The 25,119-nt window shown below is 36.5% G+C and carries 29 protein-coding genes; 27 read left to right on the top strand and 2 right to left on the bottom strand.

Features of this window, described 5'->3' with window-relative positions; genetic code table 11:
- Positions 1–103 precede the first annotated feature (103 nt).
- Positions 104–637, bottom strand: a complete 534-nt coding sequence (locus V6E76_RS06845; RefSeq protein WP_247351596.1) for a DUF309 domain-containing protein — start codon at positions 635–637, stop codon at positions 104–106.
- A 21-nt stretch (positions 638–658) separates the two neighbouring features.
- Here V6E76_RS06845 and V6E76_RS06840 point away from each other — a divergent pair, with 21 nt between their 5' ends.
- The 9 genes from V6E76_RS06840 (at position 659) to V6E76_RS06800 (ending at position 9,138) form a co-directional block, all read left to right on the top strand.
- Positions 659–1,369: a segregation and condensation protein A gene (locus tag V6E76_RS06840; protein WP_166626668.1), complete on the top strand. Its 711-nt coding sequence runs from the start codon at positions 659–661 to the stop codon at positions 1,367–1,369.
- 2 nt (positions 1,370–1,371) lie between these two features.
- Positions 1,372–1,899 carry an SMC-Scp complex subunit ScpB gene (gene scpB / locus V6E76_RS06835; protein WP_026866347.1) on the top strand — a complete coding sequence of 176 codons (528 nt, stop codon included), beginning with the start codon at positions 1,372–1,374 and terminating at the stop codon, positions 1,897–1,899.
- 5 nt (positions 1,900–1,904) lie between these two features.
- Complete coding sequence (locus V6E76_RS06830) at positions 1,905–2,627, top strand: pseudouridine synthase (RefSeq protein WP_166626669.1); 723 nt, start codon at positions 1,905–1,907, stop codon at positions 2,625–2,627.
- 109 nt (positions 2,628–2,736) lie between these two features.
- A complete protein-coding gene (gene resA, locus V6E76_RS06825) occupies positions 2,737–3,267 on the top strand; it encodes a thiol-disulfide oxidoreductase ResA (RefSeq protein WP_026866345.1) in 531 nt (176 codons plus the stop codon).
- Positions 3,268–3,277: 10 nt separating this feature from the next.
- A complete protein-coding gene (locus V6E76_RS06820; RefSeq protein ID WP_051220461.1) occupies positions 3,278–4,942 on the top strand; it encodes a cytochrome c biogenesis ResB family protein in 1,665 nt (554 codons plus the stop codon).
- A 10-nt stretch (positions 4,943–4,952) separates the two neighbouring features.
- Positions 4,953–6,158, top strand: a complete 1,206-nt coding sequence (ccsB, locus tag V6E76_RS06815; protein WP_198687655.1) for a c-type cytochrome biogenesis protein CcsB — start codon at positions 4,953–4,955, stop codon at positions 6,156–6,158.
- An 18-nt stretch (positions 6,159–6,176) separates the two neighbouring features.
- Positions 6,177–6,887 (top strand): response regulator transcription factor, encoded by a 711-nt coding sequence (locus V6E76_RS06810; protein WP_166626671.1) that lies wholly within the window; start codon positions 6,177–6,179, stop codon positions 6,885–6,887.
- A complete protein-coding gene (locus V6E76_RS06805) occupies positions 6,884–8,578 on the top strand; it encodes a HAMP domain-containing sensor histidine kinase (protein ID WP_166626672.1) in 1,695 nt (564 codons plus the stop codon). Before V6E76_RS06810 ends, V6E76_RS06805 begins: the two co-directional genes overlap by 4 nt.
- A complete protein-coding gene (locus V6E76_RS06800; RefSeq protein WP_245570577.1) occupies positions 8,575–9,138 on the top strand; it encodes an ECF transporter S component in 564 nt (187 codons plus the stop codon). Before V6E76_RS06805 ends, V6E76_RS06800 begins: the two co-directional genes overlap by 4 nt.
- Before the next feature lie 56 nt (positions 9,139–9,194).
- On the opposite strand, the gene V6E76_RS06795 is transcribed toward V6E76_RS06800, so the two are convergent.
- Entirely contained in the window at positions 9,195–9,449 is a 255-nt protein-coding gene (locus V6E76_RS06795) for a ferredoxin (protein ID WP_026866339.1), read from the bottom strand.
- Between the two features lie 178 nt (positions 9,450–9,627).
- On the opposite strand from V6E76_RS06795, the gene V6E76_RS06790 reads away from it, so the two are divergent.
- The 18 genes from V6E76_RS06790 (at position 9,628) to V6E76_RS06705 (ending at position 25,117) form a co-directional block, all read left to right on the top strand.
- Positions 9,628–10,716, top strand: a complete 1,089-nt coding sequence (locus V6E76_RS06790) for a LysM peptidoglycan-binding domain-containing protein (RefSeq protein WP_026866338.1) — start codon at positions 9,628–9,630, stop codon at positions 10,714–10,716.
- A gap of 19 nt (positions 10,717–10,735) precedes the next feature.
- A complete protein-coding gene (gene cmk / locus V6E76_RS06785) occupies positions 10,736–11,389 on the top strand; it encodes a (d)CMP kinase (RefSeq protein WP_026866337.1) in 654 nt (217 codons plus the stop codon).
- On the top strand, positions 11,390–11,971 hold the full coding sequence (locus V6E76_RS06780) for a lysophospholipid acyltransferase family protein (RefSeq protein WP_166626673.1): 582 nt from the start codon (positions 11,390–11,392) through the stop codon (positions 11,969–11,971).
- A 67-nt stretch (positions 11,972–12,038) separates the two neighbouring features.
- Positions 12,039–13,286 carry a 30S ribosomal protein S1 gene (gene rpsA / locus V6E76_RS06775; protein WP_166626674.1) on the top strand — a complete coding sequence of 416 codons (1,248 nt, stop codon included), beginning with the start codon at positions 12,039–12,041 and terminating at the stop codon, positions 13,284–13,286.
- Between the two features lie 102 nt (positions 13,287–13,388).
- Complete coding sequence (gene der / locus V6E76_RS06770; RefSeq protein ID WP_166626675.1) at positions 13,389–14,702, top strand: ribosome biogenesis GTPase Der; 1,314 nt, start codon at positions 13,389–13,391, stop codon at positions 14,700–14,702.
- Between the two features lie 11 nt (positions 14,703–14,713).
- Positions 14,714–15,766 (top strand): NAD(P)H-dependent glycerol-3-phosphate dehydrogenase, encoded by a 1,053-nt coding sequence (locus V6E76_RS06765; protein ID WP_166626676.1) that lies wholly within the window; start codon positions 14,714–14,716, stop codon positions 15,764–15,766.
- Between the two features lie 32 nt (positions 15,767–15,798).
- Positions 15,799–15,987 (top strand): DUF2768 family protein, encoded by a 189-nt coding sequence (locus V6E76_RS06760; protein WP_245570564.1) that lies wholly within the window; start codon positions 15,799–15,801, stop codon positions 15,985–15,987.
- Positions 15,980–16,699, top strand: a complete 720-nt coding sequence (locus tag V6E76_RS06755; RefSeq protein WP_026866331.1) for a YphF family lipoprotein — start codon at positions 15,980–15,982, stop codon at positions 16,697–16,699. The genes V6E76_RS06760 and V6E76_RS06755 overlap by 8 nt, the downstream gene beginning before the upstream one ends.
- 116 nt (positions 16,700–16,815) lie before the next feature.
- Complete coding sequence (gene hbs / locus V6E76_RS06750; protein WP_026866330.1) at positions 16,816–17,088, top strand: non-specific DNA-binding protein Hbs; 273 nt, start codon at positions 16,816–16,818, stop codon at positions 17,086–17,088.
- 55 nt (positions 17,089–17,143) lie between these two features.
- A complete protein-coding gene (locus V6E76_RS06745; protein WP_166626677.1) occupies positions 17,144–17,650 on the top strand; it encodes a hypothetical protein in 507 nt (168 codons plus the stop codon).
- Complete coding sequence (locus V6E76_RS06740) at positions 17,650–18,351, top strand: demethylmenaquinone methyltransferase (RefSeq protein WP_026866328.1); 702 nt, start codon at positions 17,650–17,652, stop codon at positions 18,349–18,351. The genes V6E76_RS06745 and V6E76_RS06740 overlap by 1 nt, the downstream gene beginning before the upstream one ends.
- Positions 18,348–19,301 carry a polyprenyl synthetase family protein gene (locus V6E76_RS06735; protein ID WP_026866327.1) on the top strand — a complete coding sequence of 318 codons (954 nt, stop codon included), beginning with the start codon at positions 18,348–18,350 and terminating at the stop codon, positions 19,299–19,301. The genes V6E76_RS06740 and V6E76_RS06735 overlap by 4 nt, the downstream gene beginning before the upstream one ends.
- Positions 19,302–19,363: 62 nt before the next feature.
- Complete coding sequence (gene ndk, locus V6E76_RS06730) at positions 19,364–19,810, top strand: nucleoside-diphosphate kinase (protein ID WP_026866326.1); 447 nt, start codon at positions 19,364–19,366, stop codon at positions 19,808–19,810.
- A gap of 76 nt (positions 19,811–19,886) precedes the next feature.
- Entirely contained in the window at positions 19,887–21,053 is a 1,167-nt protein-coding gene (gene aroC, locus V6E76_RS06725) for a chorismate synthase (RefSeq protein WP_166626678.1), read from the top strand.
- A 1-nt stretch (position 21,054) separates the two neighbouring features.
- On the top strand, positions 21,055–22,101 hold the full coding sequence (locus V6E76_RS06720; RefSeq protein WP_166626679.1) for a 3-dehydroquinate synthase: 1,047 nt from the start codon (positions 21,055–21,057) through the stop codon (positions 22,099–22,101).
- Positions 22,098–23,387 (top strand): 3-phosphoshikimate 1-carboxyvinyltransferase, encoded by a 1,290-nt coding sequence (aroA, locus tag V6E76_RS06715; protein WP_026866323.1) that lies wholly within the window; start codon positions 22,098–22,100, stop codon positions 23,385–23,387. The genes V6E76_RS06720 and aroA overlap by 4 nt, the downstream gene beginning before the upstream one ends.
- Position 23,388: 1 nt before the next feature.
- Positions 23,389–24,660 carry a tetratricopeptide repeat protein gene (locus V6E76_RS06710; protein ID WP_026866322.1) on the top strand — a complete coding sequence of 424 codons (1,272 nt, stop codon included), beginning with the start codon at positions 23,389–23,391 and terminating at the stop codon, positions 24,658–24,660.
- Positions 24,641–25,117 (top strand): YpiB family protein, encoded by a 477-nt coding sequence (locus V6E76_RS06705; RefSeq protein WP_026866321.1) that lies wholly within the window; start codon positions 24,641–24,643, stop codon positions 25,115–25,117. The genes V6E76_RS06710 and V6E76_RS06705 overlap by 20 nt, the downstream gene beginning before the upstream one ends.
- The last annotated feature ends 2 nt before the right edge of the window (positions 25,118–25,119 follow it).

Below are 25,119 nucleotides of genomic sequence, written 5' to 3'. Positions count from 1 at the left end.
ATAAGCCGGACGTTAGCTTTTCTGGGGCATCGCGTGAGCCTGTATTCTCACGCAGATCCTATTCCCCTAGAAGTCTAACGTCCGGCTTTTCAATTATAATTGTTTATTTCACCTTATTATTCAATGCTTCTAAACGCTTTTGAATCACATCTGACCGGTCCCTCATACTATGTTTATGTGTAATATGGACCGCTGTTTCGAAATTTGCCAGCATTGTTGTCATAAATTGACTAAAGGAATCGAACTCGTTCTCATGCGCATTGTATAATGCCTCCCAGACCCAGTCTTGAACAGGAAATTGCATGGGCACAAAAGATTTTTTGGGGATCTCTTGATAGCGTCTCTCTATTTTATTGATAAATCCATCTTCAAATCCGAATACACTCAAATCATATTGATTATCTTCATATAGTTTTAATGCGCGTTTATAAGACGTTGTGGCGCCGATTACATTATCTCTTCTGTAGTGATATTCACCTGTAACAATCAAGACAATGAATACTTCAGCATCCGTTTTTGTGAAATTTTCTTTATCTTTCCATACATCTTCCATGATTTCATGGCATTCAAAGTAATCTTGCTTTATAATTAATTCGTTAAAGAATTCAATGATAGTGTTTTTATTAATTGGTATCACTCCTGAAATAGAGGTTATATAATGTCATCATATAAAGTGGAATTGGATGTTTTTGAAGGTCCTTTGGACTTACTTTTACACCTTATTAAAGAATTAGAAATTGATATATACGATATTCCTATGAAACTTCTTACTGAACAGTATATGGAATATATCAATCAGATGAAAGTACTAGAGCTCAATGTTGCCAGTGATTATTTAGTTATGGCAAGTGAGCTTGTTAAAATAAAAAGTCATATGCTACTACCTGAACCTCAGTATGTTGACGAGGAATATGAGGATCCACGTGGTCCCTTGATGACTCAACTTATAGAATATCAAAACTATAAGCAATATGCAGAGGAATTGAACAAGATGAAAGAAGAACAGAGTAAGTATTTCATCAAAGCACCGCATGATTTTTCAGATGATAGGGACGAAAGGGAAGACCTAACATTTAACTTGAATGACTTATTAGACGCTTATAACAAAGTAAAGTCTCGCGTGAGCCTTTCTGAAGACGCATATGTTGTGGTCAGTCCTGATGAGTATTCAAAAGAAGATGCTGTCGCTTTTATCGATAAAAGTTTTAGTGGTCGTAAAATACTAAAAATGACTGAATTGCTTACTTTTAACGAACCGAAAACAAAGGTTGTACAAGTATTTATTACAATTTTAGAATACATCAGTCAGAACTTATATCGTATCAACACGATTACGAGTGATGATTTTGAACTTGAAAGGTTGGTTTAAGCTTGGAGAAAATTAACATTATTGAAGGGCTCTTATATATCGCAGGTGACTTAGGTTTAAGTGAAGAAGCTTTAATCATGCACGTGCCAATCACAAAGATCCAACTTGAAAATGAAGTAAATGCATATAGTAAAGAACAGTATGTTATTGAAAGACATGGGGATATGTACTATTTGAAGACGAGTCCAGAAATGGAGAAATATATTAGCCGGGTACTTGCCGATCGTCCTCAAAAGAAATTGTCCCAAGCATCTCTCGAAGTTCTAGCTATTATTGCTTACAACCAGCCAATTTCAAGAAATGGTATTGAAACTGTACGTGGCATTGCGTCAGATGGACCAATTTCAACATTGATTAATAAGGGACTAGTGAAAAAGAAGAACATTCAAGATGAACGCGCTAGTCATTTTGAAACCACCCAACACTTTCTAGAGGTATTTGGCCTTAAATCTTTAAGTGATTTACCTAGTGATGATATGATTAGTGAACAAGAAGAGATTGACTTATTCTTCAATAGTCTAAAGGAGTAAAACACATGACAAGTACACGTATTAATAAGAAAATTGCTGATGCTGGAATTACTTCCCGTAGAAAAGCAGATAATCTAATTGAAGAAGGTAGAGTAACAATCAACGGTAAAAAAATTACAGAACCTGGTATAAAGGTAACAGATAAGGACCAGGTGAAAGTCGATGGTGTCATCATTACTAAAGAAGAACCTGTGCATATTTTATACTATAAGCCAACAGGTGAAATCTCATCTGCCGAAGACGATAAAGACCGTGAAACTGTCATTGATGCCTTTGATGACATTGATGCGAGACTCTACCCAGTTGGTCGTTTAGATTATGACACTTCTGGAATCTTACTCGTCACTAACGATGGTGAGTTTACCCAACACATGACACATCCTAAATATGAAATGAAGAAAACTTACAGAGTAAAAATAGATGGCGTTTTACTTCGTCATCAACAAGATGAAATGCGACGAGGTATACGTTTAAGTGATGGTAAGACAGCACCGTGTGACTTAAAAGTGATCAGAGATAAGAGTGGTAAGGACATGATTTTAGAAATTTCTATCCACGAAGGACGTAACCGACAGGTAAGACGTATGTTCGAACATTTCGGCTTAAACGTGACAAAACTCACTCGTATCCGCTTTGACTTTCTAACACTTGAAGGATTGAAAGAAGGCGACTATCGCTACTTAAAACCACATGAAGTTAAAAAGCTCATCGCTAACAGTAAAAAGTAAGTCGTAAATGTCATAATAATGTCAAACCGCCATAAAATGAGTTGTGTTATAATTGGCACTATGCACGCATTTTATAGCGGTTTTATAATATATTGAAAGGAGCCTAACTTTGAAAAAAAGTACAAGGAAAGTCGTTCGTACAGGAACGATTATTACAATAGCAGCACTATTAGGTTTAACACTTTACCTAAACTTAAGAGATGGTTCCCAAACAGTAAATGTTGGTGACGAAGCAGTGGATTTCAAGCTTGAGACGCTAGATGGGGATGAAATTCAACTATCACAACTTACTGATGAAAAAGGGGTTATCTTAAATTTCTGGGGCACATGGTGTAAACCATGTCGCGAAGAAATGCCCGATATGAACCAAGTATATAATGAAGGCCATGAAGACTATGAAATAATTGCTGTCAACGTTTCTGAAAATCCTCAGCAAATTTCACAATTTATTTCAGGCTTATCTGAAGACTTGGATTATCCGATTGCACTCGATCCAAATCGTAGTGTCACAAAGGCTTATAATATCGGCCCTTTACCAACAACAATAGCGATTAATAAAGATGGTGAAGTTGTGAAAAAACAGGAGTATCAACTAACTAAAGAGGACATACATGCCTTTATAGAGTCTTCTGTAGAATAGGATGAACTTAATGAACACTAAAGATAATAATGAAGAAGTAAAAGAAAATAAGAATGATATTACATGTAGTCATTGTGGCCATGTCAATCCACCGGGGACGCAACTTTGTCAGTCCTGCGGTAAGATGATTAATGAAAACTATGACAAGAAGAAAATTAAAGATTTAATGCGCTATGACGGTAGTGCAGTACGTTCCAAAGTGAAGTCTAAAAGTATCTTTGATAAGATTTGGAACTTCTTCACATCCATTAAGGTGGGTGTCGGTATCATTGCAATAATCGCAATTGCTGCTGCTATTGGAACAATCTTACCACAGGAATACTTTATTCCGATTGGTGCAGACCCACTAGAGCACTACACCGAACAATATGGAACATTTGGTATGTTGTATTACAAACTTGGCTTTACTCAGCTGTATTCCTCTTGGTGGTTTGTTTTACTTAACGGTCTATTGGCTTTATCTATTATTGCAGCGAGTGTCGATAGAGGTGTACCTCTATACAAATCATTAAAAAATCAACGTGCGAAAAAACACGATTCATTCTTTAGACGCCAACGTTTAAACAACAACTATGACAATGTTAGTAAAGCACCTGAAATTGTTAAATCGTTTGAAAACAAAAAATACAAATTAACTCAGGACGGGAATCATTACCTATTAGAAAAAGGTCGTTTATCTAGATGGGGCCCATACATTAACCATACTGGTTTAATTATTTTACTCATCGGTAGTATGCTTAGATTCTTCCCAGGGGTATATGTTGATGAAATTATCTACGCTCAAGAAGGTGAGACTGTAAGTGTCCCGACAACGAACGGTAAATATTACGTCAAAAACGAAAGTTTCACAATCGATACGTATGATGAGGAAAGTGGAACAGTATTTGATGAATCTCTACAAAACAACATGGAAATGACCATCAGTAACTTCCAAACAGACATTACATTTTATGAAAACCAAACAGCTGATGTTGTAGGATCATCTCCTGAGCTAGAAGAGGTTGACAAATATAGTATTAGAGTAAACCATCCTTATGTATTTGAAGATTATCAACTTTATCAATCTTCTTACGATAATTCACAGATGAAATCGATGACCTTTAGACTAGAAGATAGTGAAGGTAACACGCTAGGTGACAACTTCACGGTAGAACTTGATGACCCAGAAGATTCTTATCAAATTACCGAAGACGTTAGTATCGATATGCGTGCCTATGCACCAGATTTTTTAGAAATAGATGACAACGGTACATTGATTACGGCAACACCTGTACCTACAAACCCTGCCTTTGTATTTGAAGTAGATGATGGTGAAAAACAAGAGCTGAGCCTACTTCAAATTATGAATTCGACTGATATTACACAAGATAATGAGTACAACATTCGCTTTGTAGAAGCAGAAGATCATATGGCAAGTGTACTGACCTTGAAAAAAGACTTAGCAATGCCTTATATGGCAGCTGGCTTTATCATCTTCTTAATCGGACTCTTTATTGGTTCATATATCAATCACCGTAGAATTTGGATTAATGCAGAAGGTGACACAATGAACATCGCTGCACATACGAATAAAAACTATTACGGTATGAAGAAAGAAATGAATACAATATTAGAATCATATGAATTCGAGGCTATGAAAGATAAAGAAGAAGAGGAATCGAATTCGAAAGGATAGTGTTTAATATATGGATGCAACATTTTTATCAATAAGTAATACACTCATATTCATCGCGTTTATCATGCTACTCGTCGCACTGATTCCACTCGGTATCAGTATCAAGTCAAAGTCAAAGACCAAAAAGTATGAAAAAATTGCGCTTTGGATGATTATTATTGCCTTTATCTTAGAATTAGGCTATTTCGCTTTCCGTTGGATGGCGACGGGACATGCACCGGTATCGAACATGTATGAATTTATTGCCATGTTCTCAATCATGCTCATCGGTGGTTATCTAATTACGTACCATTACTTTAAAACTAAAATATTCGGTTTATTTGCAATACCGATTTCCTTATTATTACTTGGATACGGTAGTCTGTTCTCAACAGATGTTCAACCATTAATACCAGCACTTCAGAGTAGCTGGCTAGCCATTCACGTTATTACTGTAACCTTATCCTATGGTATACTTTCAATGAGTGCTGTAGCAGGATTGATTTACTTACTTAAAGCCATTCCTGCAGATGAAAAATCATGGCGCGCAAGATGTTTAGAAATGATAATGGTCGGATTAGTAATTGTTGCAACATATATTGTAACAACACTCGTGATGAAAGAAGTCGTCGGTTACAATGATGAATTTTACTACACAGATCAAACTGGACAACAAGTAATCGCCGAATATCATTTACCAAGTTTAATTAACTACCAGGACGCAATTCCTGTAGAACACGTTGGAAACAATGAGTTTGAACCAACTGAACATTTCCATCTAGGTATTGATTTACCTCCAGTAATTAAAGCGGACTCACTTAATACTGTCCTGTGGTCAATTATTTTAGGTATCGTCGTCTATGGAATCGTTCGATTAATACTCAGAAGACGAATCTTTTCACTCTTTAAACCATTAACTAAGAAGGTCGATCTTGTCTTAATGGATGAGATTGGATATCGTTCGGTTATTATCGGCTTCCCACTATTTGCTTTAGGTGGCATCTTCTTCGCTGCAATTTGGGCACAGATGGCATGGAGTAGATTCTGGGGCTGGGACCCGAAAGAAACATGGGCCTTTATTACTTTCATGTTCTATACGATTTTCCTTCACTTAAGAATTAACAGAGGTTATGAAGGTGAAAAATCTGCATGGTTAGCAGTGGGCGGTTTCCTACTTATTCTGTTTAACTTAATTGCAATCAATATGATTGTGTCCGGCCTACATTCATATGCATAATACGAAAAGAGGGTTACAATGACAGAAAAAATATTGCTTGTTGATGATGAAGAACGGATTAGAAAGTTACTGAACCTATATTTAACAAGAGAAGATTATGAAATAGTTGAAGCTGACAATGGTAAAGATGCCTTGTCAATTGCAATGAATGAAGATTTCCATGTTATCTTATTGGATTTAATGATGCCTGAGATGGATGGAATAGAAGTTGCAAGAGAGCTTCGTAAGGAAAAATCTACACCTATTATTATGCTAACAGCTAAGGGGGAAGAAGCAGATCGTGTTGAAGGTTTAGAAGTCGGTGCTGATGATTACATTGTCAAACCTTTCTCACCACGAGAAGTTGTGCTTAGAGTCAAAGCGATTTTGAGACGTTCTTCAGAAACTGCCTTTATCGAAAAAGATACTTCTGCAAAGGATATTGTCGTCTTTGAACACTTGGTCATCGACAATGATGCACACAGAGTATTAGCTGATAATAAGCGTGTAAACTTAACACCTAAGGAGTATGAACTCCTATTATTCCTGGCTAAAAGTCCAGATAAGGTGTTCAATCGTGAAGAACTGCTTAAAGAAGTTTGGAATTACGATTTCTACGGTGACTTAAGAACTGTAGATACACATGTCAAGAGACTGAGAGAGAAATTGAATAAAGTATCTCCAGAGGCAAGCCAGATGATTCATACAATATGGGGAATCGGCTATAAATTTGAGGTAAACGACAAATGAGTTTTTTCTCCAGTGTCGTAACAAAACTGTGGTTTACTATCTTAATGATAGTGACTACAGTTTTAATTATATTGTCCATCGTTTTAAGTCTTTTTTTTAGAAATTATTCTTTAGATATTACAGAGAGACAATTAGAAAAAGAAGTGAGCCGAGTAGAGAATGTCATCTTAAGTAATCATTCTCTAACCTCACAAGAAACATATTTAGCTGCAGAGGAAAATTTAATCATCTACTCTAATGGTCAGGTTATTACTGGAGACCAATCTACTGCTGAAAACATCTATGAAGAAATCATTAATTCAGACTCTGCAGAAAATACCTTTATTTTTAGAGATGAAGATAATCACGAACTCATGGTAAAAGTTTCTGATCTAAGTCGGTATTTTAATGAAGACACAGCGATCATTATGTTTAGTGATTTAGATGCCTTGAATCAGTCATTCTTTACCGTATTAATGATTATTCTAATTAGTGCAATTACCTTATTCTTGATTACAACCTTCTTTGCATTTTTCTTGATTTCTAGGATTACCAAGCCGCTAATCGCCTTAAAGAACTCAGCTTTTTCTACGGCTACTGGTGAATACAATAATTTAAAAGTAACATCTCGAGATGAAATAGGGGAGTTAACACTCGCATTTAATAAGATGAATGATAATATTAAAAGCACCATTTCAGAGCTGACACATGAGAAAAATTTAAGAGAGAATGTGTTCTCATCACTAACGAATGGTATTCTTTACTTAAATACCAATGCGGAATTAATCTATAGTAATCAGGCAGGATTAAATTATTATAGCCTATTCGAAGAGAATGAGCAGAATGGTTATTTTTCATCCTTAATTAAAGTTGTTGCGAGAGACAATCGACCACATTTAGAACGTCTCGACATAGATGATATGCACTTACAACTTGCTATGTCTCCAGTGGAATCAAACGAGGAACAAAGTGGTGTAACGGTCTTGATTTGGGATATTACAGATGAAATTAACACAGAGAAGATGCGTTCAGAATTTATTTCCAATGTCTCCCATGAATTAAAAACACCAATGGTCATGCTTAGTGGATACTCTGAAGCACTCTTAGATGACATCGTGACTGACCCGGAGGAAGTAAAAGAAATGGTGTCGATTATTAAAGATGAGTCGGACCGCATGAACAAACTCGTAAACGAACTTTTAGTTATAGCGAGAATGGATTCGGACGAAGTCCTTTATGATATTGTCGATCAGGACTTTAAACCACTTCTCGATAAACTACGTCACCGCTTTGACTACGAATTAAAAGAAAAAGAAACTAAACTACTTTTCGATGTTGAAGATGGGCCGATTATTTTCCCACACGATGCAGATAAGATGAATCAAGTACTGACAAATTTATTAGACAATGCCATCCGTTACACTAAAGCTAATGATACGATTACTATTTCTGCAAAACAGAATAGTGAAAACCATGTTACCATCAAGCTATCAGATACGGGAACTGGCATTAAACGTGAAAACATGAAACATATATTTGACCGTTTCTATAAGGTCGATGAAGCACGTACAAGAGGTAAACACGGAACCGGCTTAGGCTTGTATATTGTAAAAAATATCATCGAAAAACACGGTGGTGAAATATCAGTAGAGAGCGATTTCGGAAAAGGTACAACATTTATTATTACCATGCCTAGAACTAGAAGGGATTGATATCAATAGATAGACAACGACTAAGAAAAATCATCAATATTAGTATCCTGAGTGCATTATCATTTATATTAATGCTCATTCAGTTTCCTTTACCATTCCTACCACCATTTCTGATGCTTGATTTGTCAGATATACCTGCCTTTATAGGCTTCATACTTTTTGGTGGTTTAGGCGGCTCATTAATTATTATTATGAAAATTGTGCTGTACAGTTTGCTGGTTGCCAGTGAGCCAATAGGCCCAATTGCGAACCTTTTAGCAGCATTTTCATTTTTACTGCCTGTCTTCTTTTTTTACTACAAGAAGAAAACAGTCAAACGCCTCATTTACGGCTTTGTAACAGGTACTTTAATGCTCATTCTTTCTTTAGCAGTGTTGAACTATTTTGTACTACTCCCTGCTTATGGTCTGATTGTCGATCAAACAGACATCATAAATAACTTAAGAGTGGTCGTTACTGCCGGAATAATTCCATTCAACTTAGTCAAAGGAATTATTTTGAGTATTATATGTTATATCATCTACATTAAGGTGATTCCAGTAATTCAAAGACAAAATTAAGAAAGAAAAAATAAGGATGAGAAATCTTTTGATTTCTCATCCTTATTTAATATTATCTATTCATATTTCAATGGATCACCATCAAATGGTTCTTCTTCAACTTTAATTGAATCTGTCGGACAGCCATCAAATGCATCTTCCATATCTTCCAGAAGATCTTCTGGTACAGCAGTAATGCCTTTATTGTCATCTAAGATAACATAAGCAATACCGTCATCATCATAATCATAAATATCTGGTGCTGCTGCTCCGCAGGCGCCGCATGCGATACAAGTATCTTGGTCAACGATTGTGTATTTCTTAGCGCACATAAAAATTTCACCTCTTAACCTTTACGATTGTTCATTGTTATTTTAAGAGAAAATCAAAAATATATCAATGAACAATAATTGAAAATACAACAATACGACTAAAGACTGATAACTCTTTAAATGTTGGTACAAACAATATATAATTAAAATTAGAATTCTGTGACTAGGAGAATGCGGTATGAAAGATGATTTTTATAAAGATATGAACCATAAGCGGGCAGATGAAGAAAAGCCTGACAAGACCGATTCTAAAAATGGTAACAAGGATGGCGAAAGACAAACGCTCAGTCGTAGTGCACGCCACAAAAATAAAGATAATCAAAAAGAAGGAAATCCAAAGAAAAATAATTCTGCAAAAGAAAAAAAGAACAAGAATGAAGATAGCCTCACTGATAAAATTCAGGCTTATTTCAGCTCGGAAAATAATCAAAAGAGAAAAGCTGCTTTTATCGGCACGTTAAAAGGCTATCAAAATCGTATTAAGAACGAGCTTAAAGTGTCAAAAGAAAAATTAGGTGGCATCGGTAACCAAACTAAAGCAAAAGCGAATACTAAAAAGAAAAGTGATAACAATGAAGGTAGAAAATTACCTTGGATTCTCGGTCTCTTAGTATTGATTCCAATTACTTTATTACTCGCATTCTTAATATTTTCTAACTTCTGGCCATCATTAGATGATGAAATTGAGCTCGCAAGTTCTGAATCAGAAGAGACGAATGAAGCCGAAGAAAATAATAACACAGCTGAGTTCAATGCAGAACTTGAAGAACAAAAGAAAGAACATGAAAGACGATTAGCCGAAGGTCGAAATAATACTTCAAGTTCCGAAGACTTAGAAGTCAATTATTCTGAAGAAGAGCTAGAAGCACTCGAAAGTGAATCTAGAAATGCGATTCAAGACAAAGAGTCTGATGAGTCAAGCAGTAACGACCAGGAGAATACAGAAGATAGTAATACTGAAGAAAACTCAAATGAGTCAGAGTCAGCGAGCGAAGATACTCAAACTGAAGATTCAACAAACAATGAGAACCAGACTGAAGCAAATACAGAAGCAAATCAAGAAACAGAAGTAGCCAACCAAGAAACAGAAGAAAATCAGACAACTAATGCCAATGCCTCCCATACAGTAACCACTGAGGATAACCTTTATAGAATTGCCATTCAATACTATGGTGATGGTAGTTCAGAAAACGTTCAGAGAATTAGAGAGGCAAATGGCATAAGTGAAAATGAAATCTCTGTCGGCCAACAATTGATAATACCGTAATATGAAAGTAGGACACAACATGACAACGTTAAGAATAGCCATTGACGGCCCAGCTGCTGCTGGTAAGAGCACGATTGCAAAACGCGTCGCAAAAAAACTAGGGTACCTCTACATTGATACTGGTGCCATGTATCGTGCAGTCACTTTACACACTTTAAAACACGGCGATGATTCAATCGAAAATATTGAAGAAGATGTCACGATAACCTTCGATGAGAATGATGAAGTTTACTTAAATGACGTTAATGTAAGTAAAGAAATTCGATCGAAAGAAGTGACCCAAAATGTTAGCCGAATCTCAAGTTTAGAAAAGGTGAGAACCTATCTTGTAAACATGCAACGTAAGATAAGTGAAAATGCTAACGTCGTTATGGATGGTAGAGATATCGGTACAACAGTACTACCAGATGCAGAAATTAAAGTTTTCATGCAGGCTGATCCAAAAGTGCGTGCAGAAAGACGTTTAAAAGAAGAACAAGTTAGAGGGAACAATGTTAGCCTCGAAACACTCACACAAGAGATTATTACGAGAGATGAAATCGATAGTACTCGAGAAATATCACCACTTGTTAAAGCCGATGATGCGATTGTTTTAGATACGAGCGATTTAACAATTGATGAAGTCGAAAAGTATATTATAGAACTCGTAAACATCAAAATGGAGGCTAGATAAATGTTATACAACATTGCAAAAGTTGTGGTCCATCAATTTTACAAATTCAGATTTAAAGTGAAGGTTATTGGACAAGACAGAGTTCCTCAAAGTGGACCTGTAATGATTTGTTCAAACCATATCAATGATTTCGACCCTCCATTAATCGGTGTAAGTCTTAAAAGAGAGCTATCTTTCTTTGCAAAACAAGAATTGTTTGACTTACCCGTAATCGGGAAGATTTTCCCTAAATTCAATGCCATTCCTGTATCAAGAGGAAAGAGTGATCGCGCTGCATTAAAAACTTCAATTAAGGCATTAGAAGATGGTCGTTGTCTTTTAATATTCCCTGAGGGTCATCGTAATAAAGGGGATAAGACTCAATTACAGCCTTTACAAGAAGGTGCAAGCTTTATTGCTTCAAAATCAGAAGCACCTATAGTACCATGTGTCATTAAAGGAAGCTATAATAAAAAAGAAGGTGTCACGGTCATTTTTGGTAAACCGATTGACACTAAAGCATTTTTAGAAGAAGGCAATAATCGTAAAGATTTAACTTTGAAAATAGAAAATCAGCTAAAGAATTTACTATTTTCAGAATAATCACTTGACAAAACGATCGAATTATAAGAAGTTAAATATATATTGTAAAGTAATTGGAGGCAAGCACATGGCGACAGAAGACATTAAGAACGAAGATTCAAACATCGAAGAAACTCAGGTTAATGATGCACCAGACAACAACGATGATTTACAGAATGATATTGAGACTGCAGATGGTCCATTCGCAGTCGGTGATGAAGTAACTGGTACTATCTCTAGCATCGAAGATAAGTTTGTCAAAGTTCAGGTGGATAATTCTGACTACGAAGGCATTATTCCAATTAGTCAGCTTACAAATAAACGCATCGAACATCCAAACGATATCATCGCTTTAGATGATCAAGTTACAGCAGTAGTAATCAAAGTGGAAAACGATGCTAAAAACATCATTGTTTCAATTAGAAAACTTGATGAACAAAAGGCATATGATGAATTAAAACAAAAACAAGCAGATGACGAGACACTTCAAGGTACTGTAGTAGAAGCAGTTAAAGCTGGTTTAGTATTAGACGTAGGTGTTAGAGGATTTATCCCTGCATCACTATTGTCTGATGAGTACGTTGAAGATTTAGAACAGTTCACTGGTCAAGTCTTAGATGTTAAAGTTGAAGATATTGACCAAGAGAAGAACAGAGTCATCTTAAATAGAAAACGCATTGTTGAAGGTGAAAAATCAAAACAACGCCAAGCTGAGTTAGAAGATTTAGAAATTGGCAGTATTATTGACGGAGAAGTCGTACGTACAACCTCATTCGGTGCTTTCATTAACATCGGTAACGTAGATGGCCTTGCTCACATTTCTGAGCTAAGCTATAGCCGTGTTGAAAGTGTTGAAGATGCAGTTGAAATCGGTCAAAAAGTTAAAGTTAAAGTACTTGACGTTAATCCAGATGAAGAGCGTATAAGCTTATCCCTTAAACAAGCTGGAGAGTCACCGTTTGATACATTCATCGATAACCACGATGTGGGAGATACATTGAGTGGAACAGTTAAACGCCTTGTTGATTTTGGTGCATTTGTTGAGGTTGAAGCTGGTGTTGAAGGTCTTGTACATATTTCAGAGATCTCATATGACCACGTCAACGTACCACAAGATGTCCTAAAAGAAGAGCAGGAAATTGAAGTTAAAATTATTGGCTTAGATAAGGATAATGAAAAAATCTCACTTTCTATTAAGGCATTAGAGGAAGCACCTGCTAAACCTAAACAAGCTAGAAAAGAAGAGAATACTCAAGTTTATACTGACGATGACGAAGATGATGCACCAACACTTGGTGATGTTTTTGGCGATCGATTCAAAAATTTAGACTTATAATAAGTAGATTAATAAAATTTTGTTCTATGACTAAAGGGCGATGTTACTATCGCTCTTTATTTTATTTGTGTTAAAATAAATGTGCATACAGGGAGGGTAACAATGTATAAACCAACAATCGCAGTAGTGGGTAAACCAAACGTGGGGAAATCCACGCTTTTTAATAGAATTATCGGTGAAAGAAAAGCTATAGTTGAAGATTCACCAGGGGTCACAAGGGACCGATTATATGCAGAAGGTGAGTGGTTAAACCATACCTTTAACTTAATCGATACTGGTGGAATTGAAATTAAAGATGAACCTTTCCAACAACAAATTAAAATGCAGGCTGAAATCGCAATATTAGAAGCAGACGTTATCATGATGGTCGTCGATGGACGTGAGACTGTGAGTAACGATGACCTGTTCGTCGCTAGGATTCTACAAAAATCTAATAAACCTGTTGTTTTAGTCGTTAATAAAATTGATAACTTTGAAATGAGAAATGAAATCTATGAATTTTATCAACTCGGCTTAGGCGATCCATGGCCTGTTTCAGGCAGTCATGGCCTAGGCTTAGGTGATGCATTGGACGAAGTTGTTAAACACTTTAAAGATATTGAAGCTGAATTAGAAGAAGATACTTCAATAAAAGTGTCACTAATTGGTCGGCCAAACGTCGGTAAATCTAGTCTTGTAAATGCTATCCTAGGTGAAGAGCGCGTCATTGTTTCTGATATTGCAGGTACTACAAGAGATGCTGTTGATACCCAATATACTTATGAAGATGAAGAATATACACTTATTGACACTGCAGGTATGAGAAAGCGCGGTAAAGTCTATGAGGCGACTGAAAAATATTCTGTCTTAAGAGCGAGCCGTGCCATTGAACGTTCAGATCTTGTACTTGTTGTTTTAAATGGTGAAGAGGGTATTCGTGAGCAAGATAAGAGAATTGCTGGCCTGGCACACGAAGCAGGTAAGGCCATTGTCATTGTAGTTAATAAATGGGATGCAGTTGAAAAAGATGAAAAAACTATGCGTGAGTTTGAACTGGATATTAAGGATAACTTCCAATACTTAGACTATGCACCTATTACTTTTGTTTCTGCGATGACTAAAGTCAGATTGAAGACCTTATTCCCACTTATCAAGGAAGCATATGATCAGAGTATAAAACGCGTTCAATCAAGTACATTAAATGAGGTACTTGTTGATAGTGTCAGCATGAATCCAACACCAACAGATTCAGCTGGTCGCCGTTTAAGTATTTACTACGGTACACAGGTTAGTGTTAAACCACCGACCTTCGTATTATTTGTTAACGATACTGAACTGATGCATTTTAGCTACCGTCGTTATATTGAAAACCAATTAAGAAAAGCATTTGGTTTTAAAGGAACGCCGATACACATCATCAGTCGTAGAAGAAATTAGGAGGTTTTCACATGAACATATCGGTTATTGGAACAGGTAGTTTCGGCACAAGCCTCGCAATCGTACTAAATGACAACAAACATGATGTTTTAATGTACGGTAGAAATGAAGCGACCGTTCAGGAAATCAATGACTTAAAGACCAATGAGAAATATTTAAAAAATATTCAACTCGATAATGGTATCCAAGCGACAACCTCACTAAGTGATGCGGTTGAACACTGTGAAATTATCGTTTTAGCAGTACCTGTAATTGCCATGAGAAAAATGGCGACTGACATTCATGAACTTCTAAAATCATTTAATAAACGTATCTTAGTTGTCCATGTAGCAAAAGGACTTGAATTAGATACTTATAAACGTGTTTCTGAAGTACTAACAGAAGTGTTCGATGACTCGACTGTGTCCGACATCGGTGTACTTAGTGGACCTAGCCATGCTGAAGAAGTAGCAGAAAAGCAACCGACAACTGTCAGTGTTGCCTCAGTTAATTCTACTGGTGCAGAGCTACTTCAAGATGTCTTTATGACTGAATACTTTAGGGTCTATGTCAACCATGATCTAATCGGTGTAGAAATCGGTGGTGCCTTAAAAAATATCGTTGCCTTAGCAGTTGGCGCCTTATCTGGCTATGGTTTTGGGGACAATCCAAAGGCAGCTGTAATTACACGTGGCTTACACGAAATTGCACGTCTTGGCACAAAATTAGGTGCGAATCCATTAACTTTCTTAGGCCTTACAGGTATGGGAGATCTAATTGTTACAGCAACCAGTCAACATTCTAGAAATTACCGCTGTGGTCAAATGTTGGCAAGTGGCTTAACTCTAGAGGAAGCGACTAAGAAAATGGGCATGGTTGTTGAAGGCGTCAACACAACTAGAGCCGCTCATGAACTTGCAATTGCTGAAGATATCGAGATGCCGATAACGACGACCTTATACGGCTATCTCTTTGATGGTATCAGTGAAGATGAAGCTTTTGCTGCATTAATGCAAAGAGAGAAGACATCTGAATCTGAAGGATTGAAACAATTATTAGAAAATCAGATTAAAAATAGTAAATAGGTTGAGGTATAAATATGTTTGATATTTCCAGGATGGATTTAATGTGGGTGTCCTTTGTCTCAATGGGCTTCATGGCACTAGCAGCAGTTTTGATCTACTTATCAAGATTTGTCATCACCATTCGCTTTATAAGTGTAATCGTTTCTATTATTGCGTGGCTCATTCTCATACTTGCATTCTTACTTATGATTCTTGTCATTGGGGGATCGTCCCATGCGTAAGTTCGGCTATATTTTCACATTAACTATTGCGCTCTTTGTTTTAACAGGTTGTTTGTATCCTGAAGAAGAGAGAGCAGGTCATAATATACCACCAGAAGCCGATATACAAAACGTTCAAAGTGCGGTAGAGAACTTCAGTGAGAATGAAGGCGGGGTACTACCTATACAAACAAAATCTGATACAGCAGAATATCTTGAATATCAGATTGATTTCAATAGTATAGTTCCGGAATACTTAAGTGATATCCCCACAACTGCATATGAGAATGGGGGTAATTTCCAATATGTAATTTTAGATGCTGAAGAGAACCCAACAGTTAAACTTGCAGATCTTGCCTTAATAGAGGAGCTACGTTCTTTATCTCTAAGAATCAATGGTATGGGTGAACATGTAGAACTCGGTGAACAGGTTGGACCAAACGTCTATCAGCTCGATTTAGACTTTTATAATTTGCAGGAAAACCCAACAGTAATCAGCCCCTATACAGGTGAGGAATTAAATGTATACTACAGTGGGGGACAAGAGTTTGTAATCGATTATCGCCCCGATTTAGATAAGATGATAGAAAATGAAAACTTAGACTTTGAAACAGGCGATGACATCAGAGAAATCCTATATGAATATACACCAATAGTGCCGATTTATTCGCCAGAAATGACTGTCGATGAAAACAACGAGGCTATTTTCATGACAAGTGTTCATAAAAACTGATTTCTCGGTGTCTTTTACAGGAAAAATAACTTAAATGCGTTGCAGTCACTAGTGTCGTATGGTAAAGTCAAAACATAATGATAAAATCATTATACAGATTATAGGAGGTCTATCAGATGAATAAGACAGATTTAATCAACGCTGTCAGCGATAAAGCTGATTTGACGAAAAAAGAAGCAGGAGCTGCTGTAGACGCAGTCTTCGAATCAATTCAAGGTTCACTTTCTAAAGGTGAAAAAGTACAATTAATTGGATTCGGTAACTTTGAAGTACGTGAACGTGCTGCAAGAAAAGGCCGTAACCCACAGTCTGGTGAAGAAATTGAAATTCCAGCATCAAAAGTACCTGCATTTAAAGCTGGTAAAGCACTTAAAGACGCAGTTAAATAATTCCATTTACTAGGCCTAACGCGAGTTAGGTCTATTCATTTATAAGGTGATATTTATGAAATATTTAAAGGAACAGCAAAATGACTATAAGACGCTGTCCGATCTCGTCAAAGCACTCGAAGCGAACGAAATCACAGACTTCTTTATCGACGATAATAATATTATCGGTGAAACATATATCGCTGAAGCTGTCCTCTTATTTACATACGCATTAAATACGCTCGATATTATACCAGATAACCAAGCACGAGAGAAACATGTTTTGATGGGTGATTATTATTTTTCTGAATTCTATTTCGCCTTATCACAGGGTGGTCACATGGACATCGTTTACGATATGGTCACGATATCAAAGGACCTTGCCTCAAAAAAATCTGATATCTATGCAAATACAAGAATGATTGATGAACATGAATTAAAATATCTGTTGTTTGCACCGCTTTTCTATTTAATAGATAATGGTTATGTCTCATCAACGCTTTATCAGGTGATAGATAAATATTATAAATCACTCGATAAGACTGCATTAACATACATAACAAATATTAAAGGTGAAGACTAATGCAAAATGAAAACAGAATTCAAAATATATTTAATACAATCTCTGATGACTACGATCACATGAATGACGTCATAAGTTTTAATCAACATAACATTTGGAGAAACAAAACAAATAAGGAGATTTTCGTTAAAGACAATCAACAAGTTCTTGACCTTTGCTGTGGTACTGGCGACTGGACAATCCAACTTGCAGAAAATCCTAATGCCAATGTCATCGGCCTTGATTTTAGTGAAAATATGCTGAGAGTTGCTGATGAAAAAACAGCTCAGTTTAATAATATTTCTCTTGTTCAAGGTGATGCCTTAAATCTACCTTACGAAGATAATAGTTTTGATATCATCACTATCGGTTTTGGACTCCGTAATCTCCCGGATTATGCAGTTGGTATTAAAGAATTTTACCGAGTGTTAAAACCGGGTGGTCAGCTCGTTATTTTAGAAACTTCTAATCCTGAGAATGCCTTTATGAACTTTGGCTTTAATATATACTTTGGTAAGATTATGCCATTCCTTGGCCAGAAAATTGCTGGAAGTGGTAAGGAATATGAATGGTTATACGAGTCTACGAGTCAATTTTTAACAAAAGCTCAATTAAAAGACATGCTCTTTGATAGTGGTTACATCAGTGTTAAAGTAATCCCTCATACATTTGGCACTGCCGCAACCCACATCGGATATAAACCTTTGGGTGAAGACGAGTGAAAAGTTTAAGGAAGTTCATGTCTGATGAGCTGTCTCAAATTAAAAAGATTGTAAAGAAAGAGCTTGAGCCTAATGGAATCTTAGTCAACGATCAAAGCTTTGAATTGTTTAATTCTGGGGGCAAGAAACTCAGACCCTTATTTACAATTCTATCAGGACAACTTGGCGATGCAGATGCATATAGTGATGTTTTAAAAACCGGGGCAAGTTTAGAATTACTTCATATGGCGAGCCTTGTTCATGATGACATTATTGATGATAGCGCCTTACGCCGAGGTAAACCGACGGTCTATCATAATCACGGCTATTTCCAGGCGGTCAATACAGGAAACTATTTGTTATCTTCTGCCTTACAACTTGTTGCGAGAATTGAGAGCTCAAAATTTCATGAAACATATTCCACAGGAATTCGAGAAATTGTTAGAGGGGAACTGATTCAATTTGATAGTCAGTTCGATGCTTATCAAACCTTAGATGAATATTATAAAAAAATATATCGAAAGACTGCCTTATTAATCGTACTCAGTATTGAACTTGGTGCCTATGCAGGTAAGGTTGATGATGAGACGATTTCAAAACTCGTCACATACGGCTACCATATCGGTATGAGCTTTCAAATTACTGATGATTGTCTAGACTTTACAGGATCTAGTAAGGTGCTCGGTAAACCGCGTTTTGCTGATATTAAAAATGGTCATTATACTTTACCAGTCTTACTTTTAAGAGACAGTGATCCCACCTTTAAGTCGATGCTCGAATCATATTCCAACTATAAGACTGATGACAATAAATTAATAAACTATCTATTAGAAACAGATGCCATAAACAAGGCCTTAGATATTAGTCATGATCACATTACCCAAGCTACAGAGGCTGTTGCTGAGATTGAGACTCCAATTAAGGAATATTTTTTAGAAATCGCAGATATGTTAAAAAATAGGCGTAATTAGTTTGTAAACCGCCAATAGATAGTGATAAAATAAGACGAAAACATTTTTAAGGAGCTATTATAATGGAAAAAACATTTCTTATGATTAAACCTGATGGTGTCCAAAGAAACCTAATCGGACCTATCGTTGAAAGACTTGAAAACAAAGGCTTTAAAATCGTTGGTGCTAAATTAATGCAAGTATCTGATGAGCTTGCTAAAACACACTACGGTGAACACAGCGAAAGACCTTTCTTTGGTGAGTTAGTAGACTTCATCACTTCTGGTCCTGTATTTGCTATGGTACTTGAAGGCGAGAACGTCATTAAAACAGCACGTTTAGTTGTTGGTTCAACTAATCCACAAGAAGCAGCACCCGGTACTATCCGTGGCGACTTCGGTTTAACTGTAGGAAAAAACATCATACACGGTTCAGATTCACCAGAAAGTGCAGAAAGAGAAATCAATCTATTCTTTGACCAATCTGAATTAGTTGATTACAACCTATCTAATAGCGCTTGGATTTACTAAAATGATCAATCGGACTGGGTAAGAAATTACTCAGTCTTTTTTTCATATACAAAAAAAATTAACAGAGGTGCTTACTATGAGATTTTTAACTTCAGGTGAATCACACGGTCCTAAGGTCAGCGCTATAGTCGAGGGCTTTCCGTCCAATCTTCCAATTGATAAGGACCGCATGCAAGAGGAACTTTTTAAACGCCAAGGTGGGTACGGTAGAGGTCGTCGCATGCAAATTGAAAAGGATACCTTCCAGTTTGGTGCAGGTATAAGACATGGTAAAACACTCGGCAGTCCCATCATGTTGGAGATCAATAACGATGACTTTAAACATTGGGTCAACATCATGGGTGCAGAACCTATTTCAGAAGATGAAGAAAAAGAAATGAAGCGTGTTATAACAAAACCTCGCCCAGGTCATGCAGACTTAGTCGGTGGCATGAAGTATAACCATCGTGATCTTAGAAATATACTCGAGCGCTCTTCAGCAAGAGAGACGACAGCACGCGTAGCTGTTGGTGCACTATGTAAGGAACTCTTACACAGTCTAGATATTAAAATTACTTCTCGTGTGACACAGATTGGTAAAGTAATAGATGAAGGCTCTTATGACTTCGATACAATTGTAGAAAACACTAATAGCTCCAGTGTACGTATGGTATCGACAGATGTCGTTAAAGCCGCAGAAGAGACAATTGATCTTGCCAAGAAAAACGGGGATACAATCGGCGGAGTAGTAGAAGTTATCGTTGAAAACCCACCAGCTGGACTCGGCTCTCATGTACACTATGACCGTAAATTAGATGCAAAAATTGCCCGTTCTATTGTTAGTATTAACGCCTTTAAAGGTGTGGAATTTGGCATGGGCTTTAAAATGGCCTCTACACCTGGCTCACAAGTTCAAGATGAAATTAAATATTCTACAGAAGAAGGATATTACAGAAGTAGTAATAATCTTGGCGGCTTTGAAGGCGGTATGACAACAGGTATGCCAATCGTAGTTAGAGGTGTTATGAAACCAATCCCTACACTTTATAAGCCTTTAATGAGCGTGGATATTGAGACGAAAGAAGCATTTACTGCAACGATTGAACGTAGTGATCCAAGTGCTGTACCAGCAGCATCAATAGTCGCAGAACATATGGTTGCGATTGAAGTAGCTGATGCCATACTAGAAAAATTCCCAAGTGATGATTTTTCTGAGTTAAAAGCTGCCTTAAGTGACTATCAAAAACGCTTAAGAGAATTTTAATATGGATATCATTACAACGTATCCAACAAATAACTACCCAATTTATGTTGAACGCGGTGTCTTAGATACTCATTTAGAATCTTTGACTAATCAATACGAATCGGTGTTTTATATCATCGATGAGAACGTCTATTCACTATATAAAAATAGTAAATTAAAAAATATCAAGCACCCTATAACTGTCACTGGAGGAGAATCGTTTAAATACGCTTCTCCTTTAATGGAAACAGTAGAGCTTTTATTAGAGAGAGATATTAAGAGAAATTCTCTACTTGTCGTTATCGGTGGTGGGGCAACTGGAGATGCAGGCGGATTTATTGCAAGTATGGTCCTCCGTGGTGTAGATTACATTCACGTTCCAACAACACTGCTCGCTCACGATTCTGCAATTGGTGGTAAGACGGCCATTAATTCTAAACACGGTAAAAACTTAATCGGTGCATTTTATCGACCTAAGGCTGTCATTTACGACTTAGAATTTTTAGATTCATTAAGTGAAAGTGAAAAATTAAGTGGCTTTGGTGAAGTATTTAAACATGCATTGTTAAGTTCAGAAGCTGATGCGAACCAATTAATGCTTGATACGAAAGATGAGATTCGAGTAGAGACTTTAACCCCTTATATTATTCAGGGTATTCAAACTAAGATGCAATTTGTGATTGAAGATGAGCATGAGAGCGGTAGGAGAAAGTTTTTAAACCTTGGTCATACACTTGGACATGCCTTAGAATATAGCTACAAAATTCCACACGGGCAAGCAGTCATGCTTGGTATAATTGTGAGTCTCCATCTCTCAAACAAAGTTCATAATACGCAATTTGATTTAGATGCTTATTATAGCTATATGAAGTATCATGGCTATCCAGTCCATCTTCTAAAAGAAATGGACATTGATGTTATGCTAAAATTAATTGAAAAAGATAAAAAGAACCATCTCTCAGGTGTAATCAGTTACGTATTATTTAATCAGGATTCACAACTTGTTGTGACAGATTTAAAGATAGAGACCTTAAAAGAATACTTATTAGAGTTAAGGGAGTGCCTATGAAACAACTTTTAAATAGTAAGTTTACCGGTAACATTACTGTTCCAGGAGATAAGTCGATTACCCATCGCGCTTTGATGTTAGGTGCTTTAGCAGAGGGAACAACCTTTATAAAATCCCCTCTGATTAGTGCGGATACTTTAAGAACTTTTGAAAACATGAGACAACTTGGCGCTGACGTTAAGAGAATCGGAGCTGACTTTGAAGTGACTTCTAGTGGTCATCAATCGCTTCAATCTCCATCAGATATTCTTTACACAGGAAACAGCGGTACAACGACACGTCTTTTAACTGGCTTAGTCGCAGGATTAGAACAGATTAATGCAGTGATTGAGGGTGATGAAACGATTGCTAAACGCCCCATGGATAGGGTAGTCATCCCGCTAAGTGAAATGGGTGCAAAGATCAACTTAAAAGAAGATAAGTTCCCACCGATTTCAATTCAACCAGCTAAAATCAAACCGCTTGAATATCATATGCCGATTGCCTCAGCACAAGTTAAAAGTGCCATCTTATTCACTGGGCTTTTTCAAGAAGGTCAAACAATTATTCACGAAACGCATCCATCAAGAAATCATTCTGAAATAATGATGGCACAATTTGGTGCTGACATTAATGTAGCAGATAAGACCGTAGTACTAAATGGAGGGCAAGCACTGACATCATCCGATGTCGTTGTTCCAGGAGATATTTCTTCAGCTGCCTTCATCATCGTCCTCGGCTTGATTACACCAGGTGCTGATATTACTATTAATAACGTATCCTTAAATGATACTCGAGCGGGAATTATTGATGTTGTGAAAACCATGGGCGCTAATATTACGATTGATGAGAAAACGACAGATGGAGAAGCTTTTGGCGACATTCATGTCAAATACACAAAAAATCTTAAACCATTCTCTATTGATGGCGAAATTATCCCACGTCTAATTGATGAGATTCCAATCTTAGCGGTACTTGCTGCATTTACTAATGGGACGTCAACCGTTAGAGATGCAGAAGAACTTCGCTATAAAGAAACTGACAGAATTAGTGCTGTTGAAGATGAATTGAAGAAGTTTGGTGTTGACATTAACACTTTTGAAGACGGTTTTGAAGTCAATCCAGGCTATGGCTCAGTCACAGCAAACGAAATCTTTAAGGGTTATCATGACCATAGAATTATAATGATGCTGATCATTATGGCCATTGCAACGAATCAAGAAATCAACATTGATGATATCAGTGCCATAGATGTGTCATTCCCAAGCTTCCTTGAAGACCTTAATAGTTTACGAGAGGATCGATAATATGCACGAAGAAATTCTTCAAATAATCGATAAACTTAGACAGGGAACATACCCTGAAAGTGATTTAAACAATATTTTAAATAGTCTAGACCAATTTCACTCAGATGAGTCTTTAGAAGCACTCTTTGTTTTGGGAGATGCATTACAAAATGCAGGTTTAGAATATCAAGCAAGACAGATTTTCCTACATTTAAATAATAACGTAGACCATGACGATTACGTCATTTCATATATCGTTGAATCTTATATCAGTGAAGGGCGCCTTGATGATGCCCTTGAACTGATTAACTCTAGCCCTGAAACGCCAACAGTACTAATGTTGAAGTCAGAAATCTTTCAACAGATGAACTTAAACGACGTCGCATTAAGATTGTTATTTGAGGCAAAAAATATGTCTGATGACATCATTATCGACTTTGCAATTGCCGAGTTATACTACTCAAATGGTGACCTTGAGGAAGCAGTCAGATTTTATGAAGATGTTTTAAACGAAGGGCTCGAGGAAGTAAATGGTATATTACTTGGTTTAAGATTAGCGGATATCAACGTCAATCTTTTAAACTTTGAAGATGCACGTGCATATTTCGATAGTATTTCAGAAGATCATTATTCAAATGAAGACTTCTACAAAAAAGCCTTACTCGAATATAATTTAAAAGATTACGATGCAGCTAAAAGCTTACTTGAAAAAGTACTCGACAATGAACCGTACTTTATCAATGCCTATATTTTACTCATGAACATCTATGAAACTGAACATAATTTAGAAGACGCGACAGAAACACTTTTAACCTATCTTAAAGAAAATGATAAAAACTCGCTTATTTACTTCCATCTTGGTCGCTTGTACTTTAGACAAAACCAAGCGGACAAAGCCATTGAACATTTCAGAATCGCAACTGAACTGGATGAAGACTACGATGATGCATATCTAATGCTCTTTGAAAGTATTTTAAAAACAGGTGAAACAGACACAATCGATGACTATGTTAAACATTTAGACATCAATGCCCTAAGTGGTGAATCGATTTACTTACTTGCTAAAATAGAAGCAGAAAATGAAAATGACAGTCAAGCCTTAAAATACTACAAGGATGCCCAAGCACTGTTAGATGATTCTCTTGAATTCTATGTAGATTATTACTATTACTTAAGAGAAATTAATCATCCAGACAAAAAACAAATCCTAGAGAAACTGATGCAACTAGAACCTGACAATCCGGACTGGCAGATGGATTATGAGCAGATAGCAGGTGAGGAAGACGAGCTTTAAAAAAGATTTTATTAACTATTGTCTCTATAACTATGATTTTAAGGACCATACTGCAGTTTGGATCTTAAATTTTATTAAATCTCACCCACTGATTACCCATAATATTTCCTTTACGGATTCTTCTATACGTAGAAAGTTAAGGATTGCAGAAAAAAATGTAAATAGACCAACCTTAATGTTCGAAAAAGACGGTATCATCACAGACAATGGTGAGACAATCTTCCATGAATTGAACTTGAACAAAACTGACGGTCTTTATTTAGAATTCATACTCTCAACAGATGATATTCGCTATAATCAAATTCGGTCTGAAGAACTAACAAAAAATGATGAGATTCTTCAAGAAGATATAAAGGAACTCGAACATTTAATCGACCAAGCCTTATTATCTAAAGATGAAGTTAGATTTTATGAACTGACAGATGAGCTACAAAAATTAACAAAAGAAAGAGGGTAGTC

This window comes from Jeotgalicoccus huakuii (genome assembly GCF_036665975.1).
GTDB classification, from domain to species: Bacteria; Bacillota; Bacilli; order Staphylococcales; family Salinicoccaceae; genus Jeotgalicoccus; species Jeotgalicoccus marinus.
Note: the sequence above shows the minus strand (reverse complement) of the source record. Positions and strands in the feature narration are given on the sequence as shown.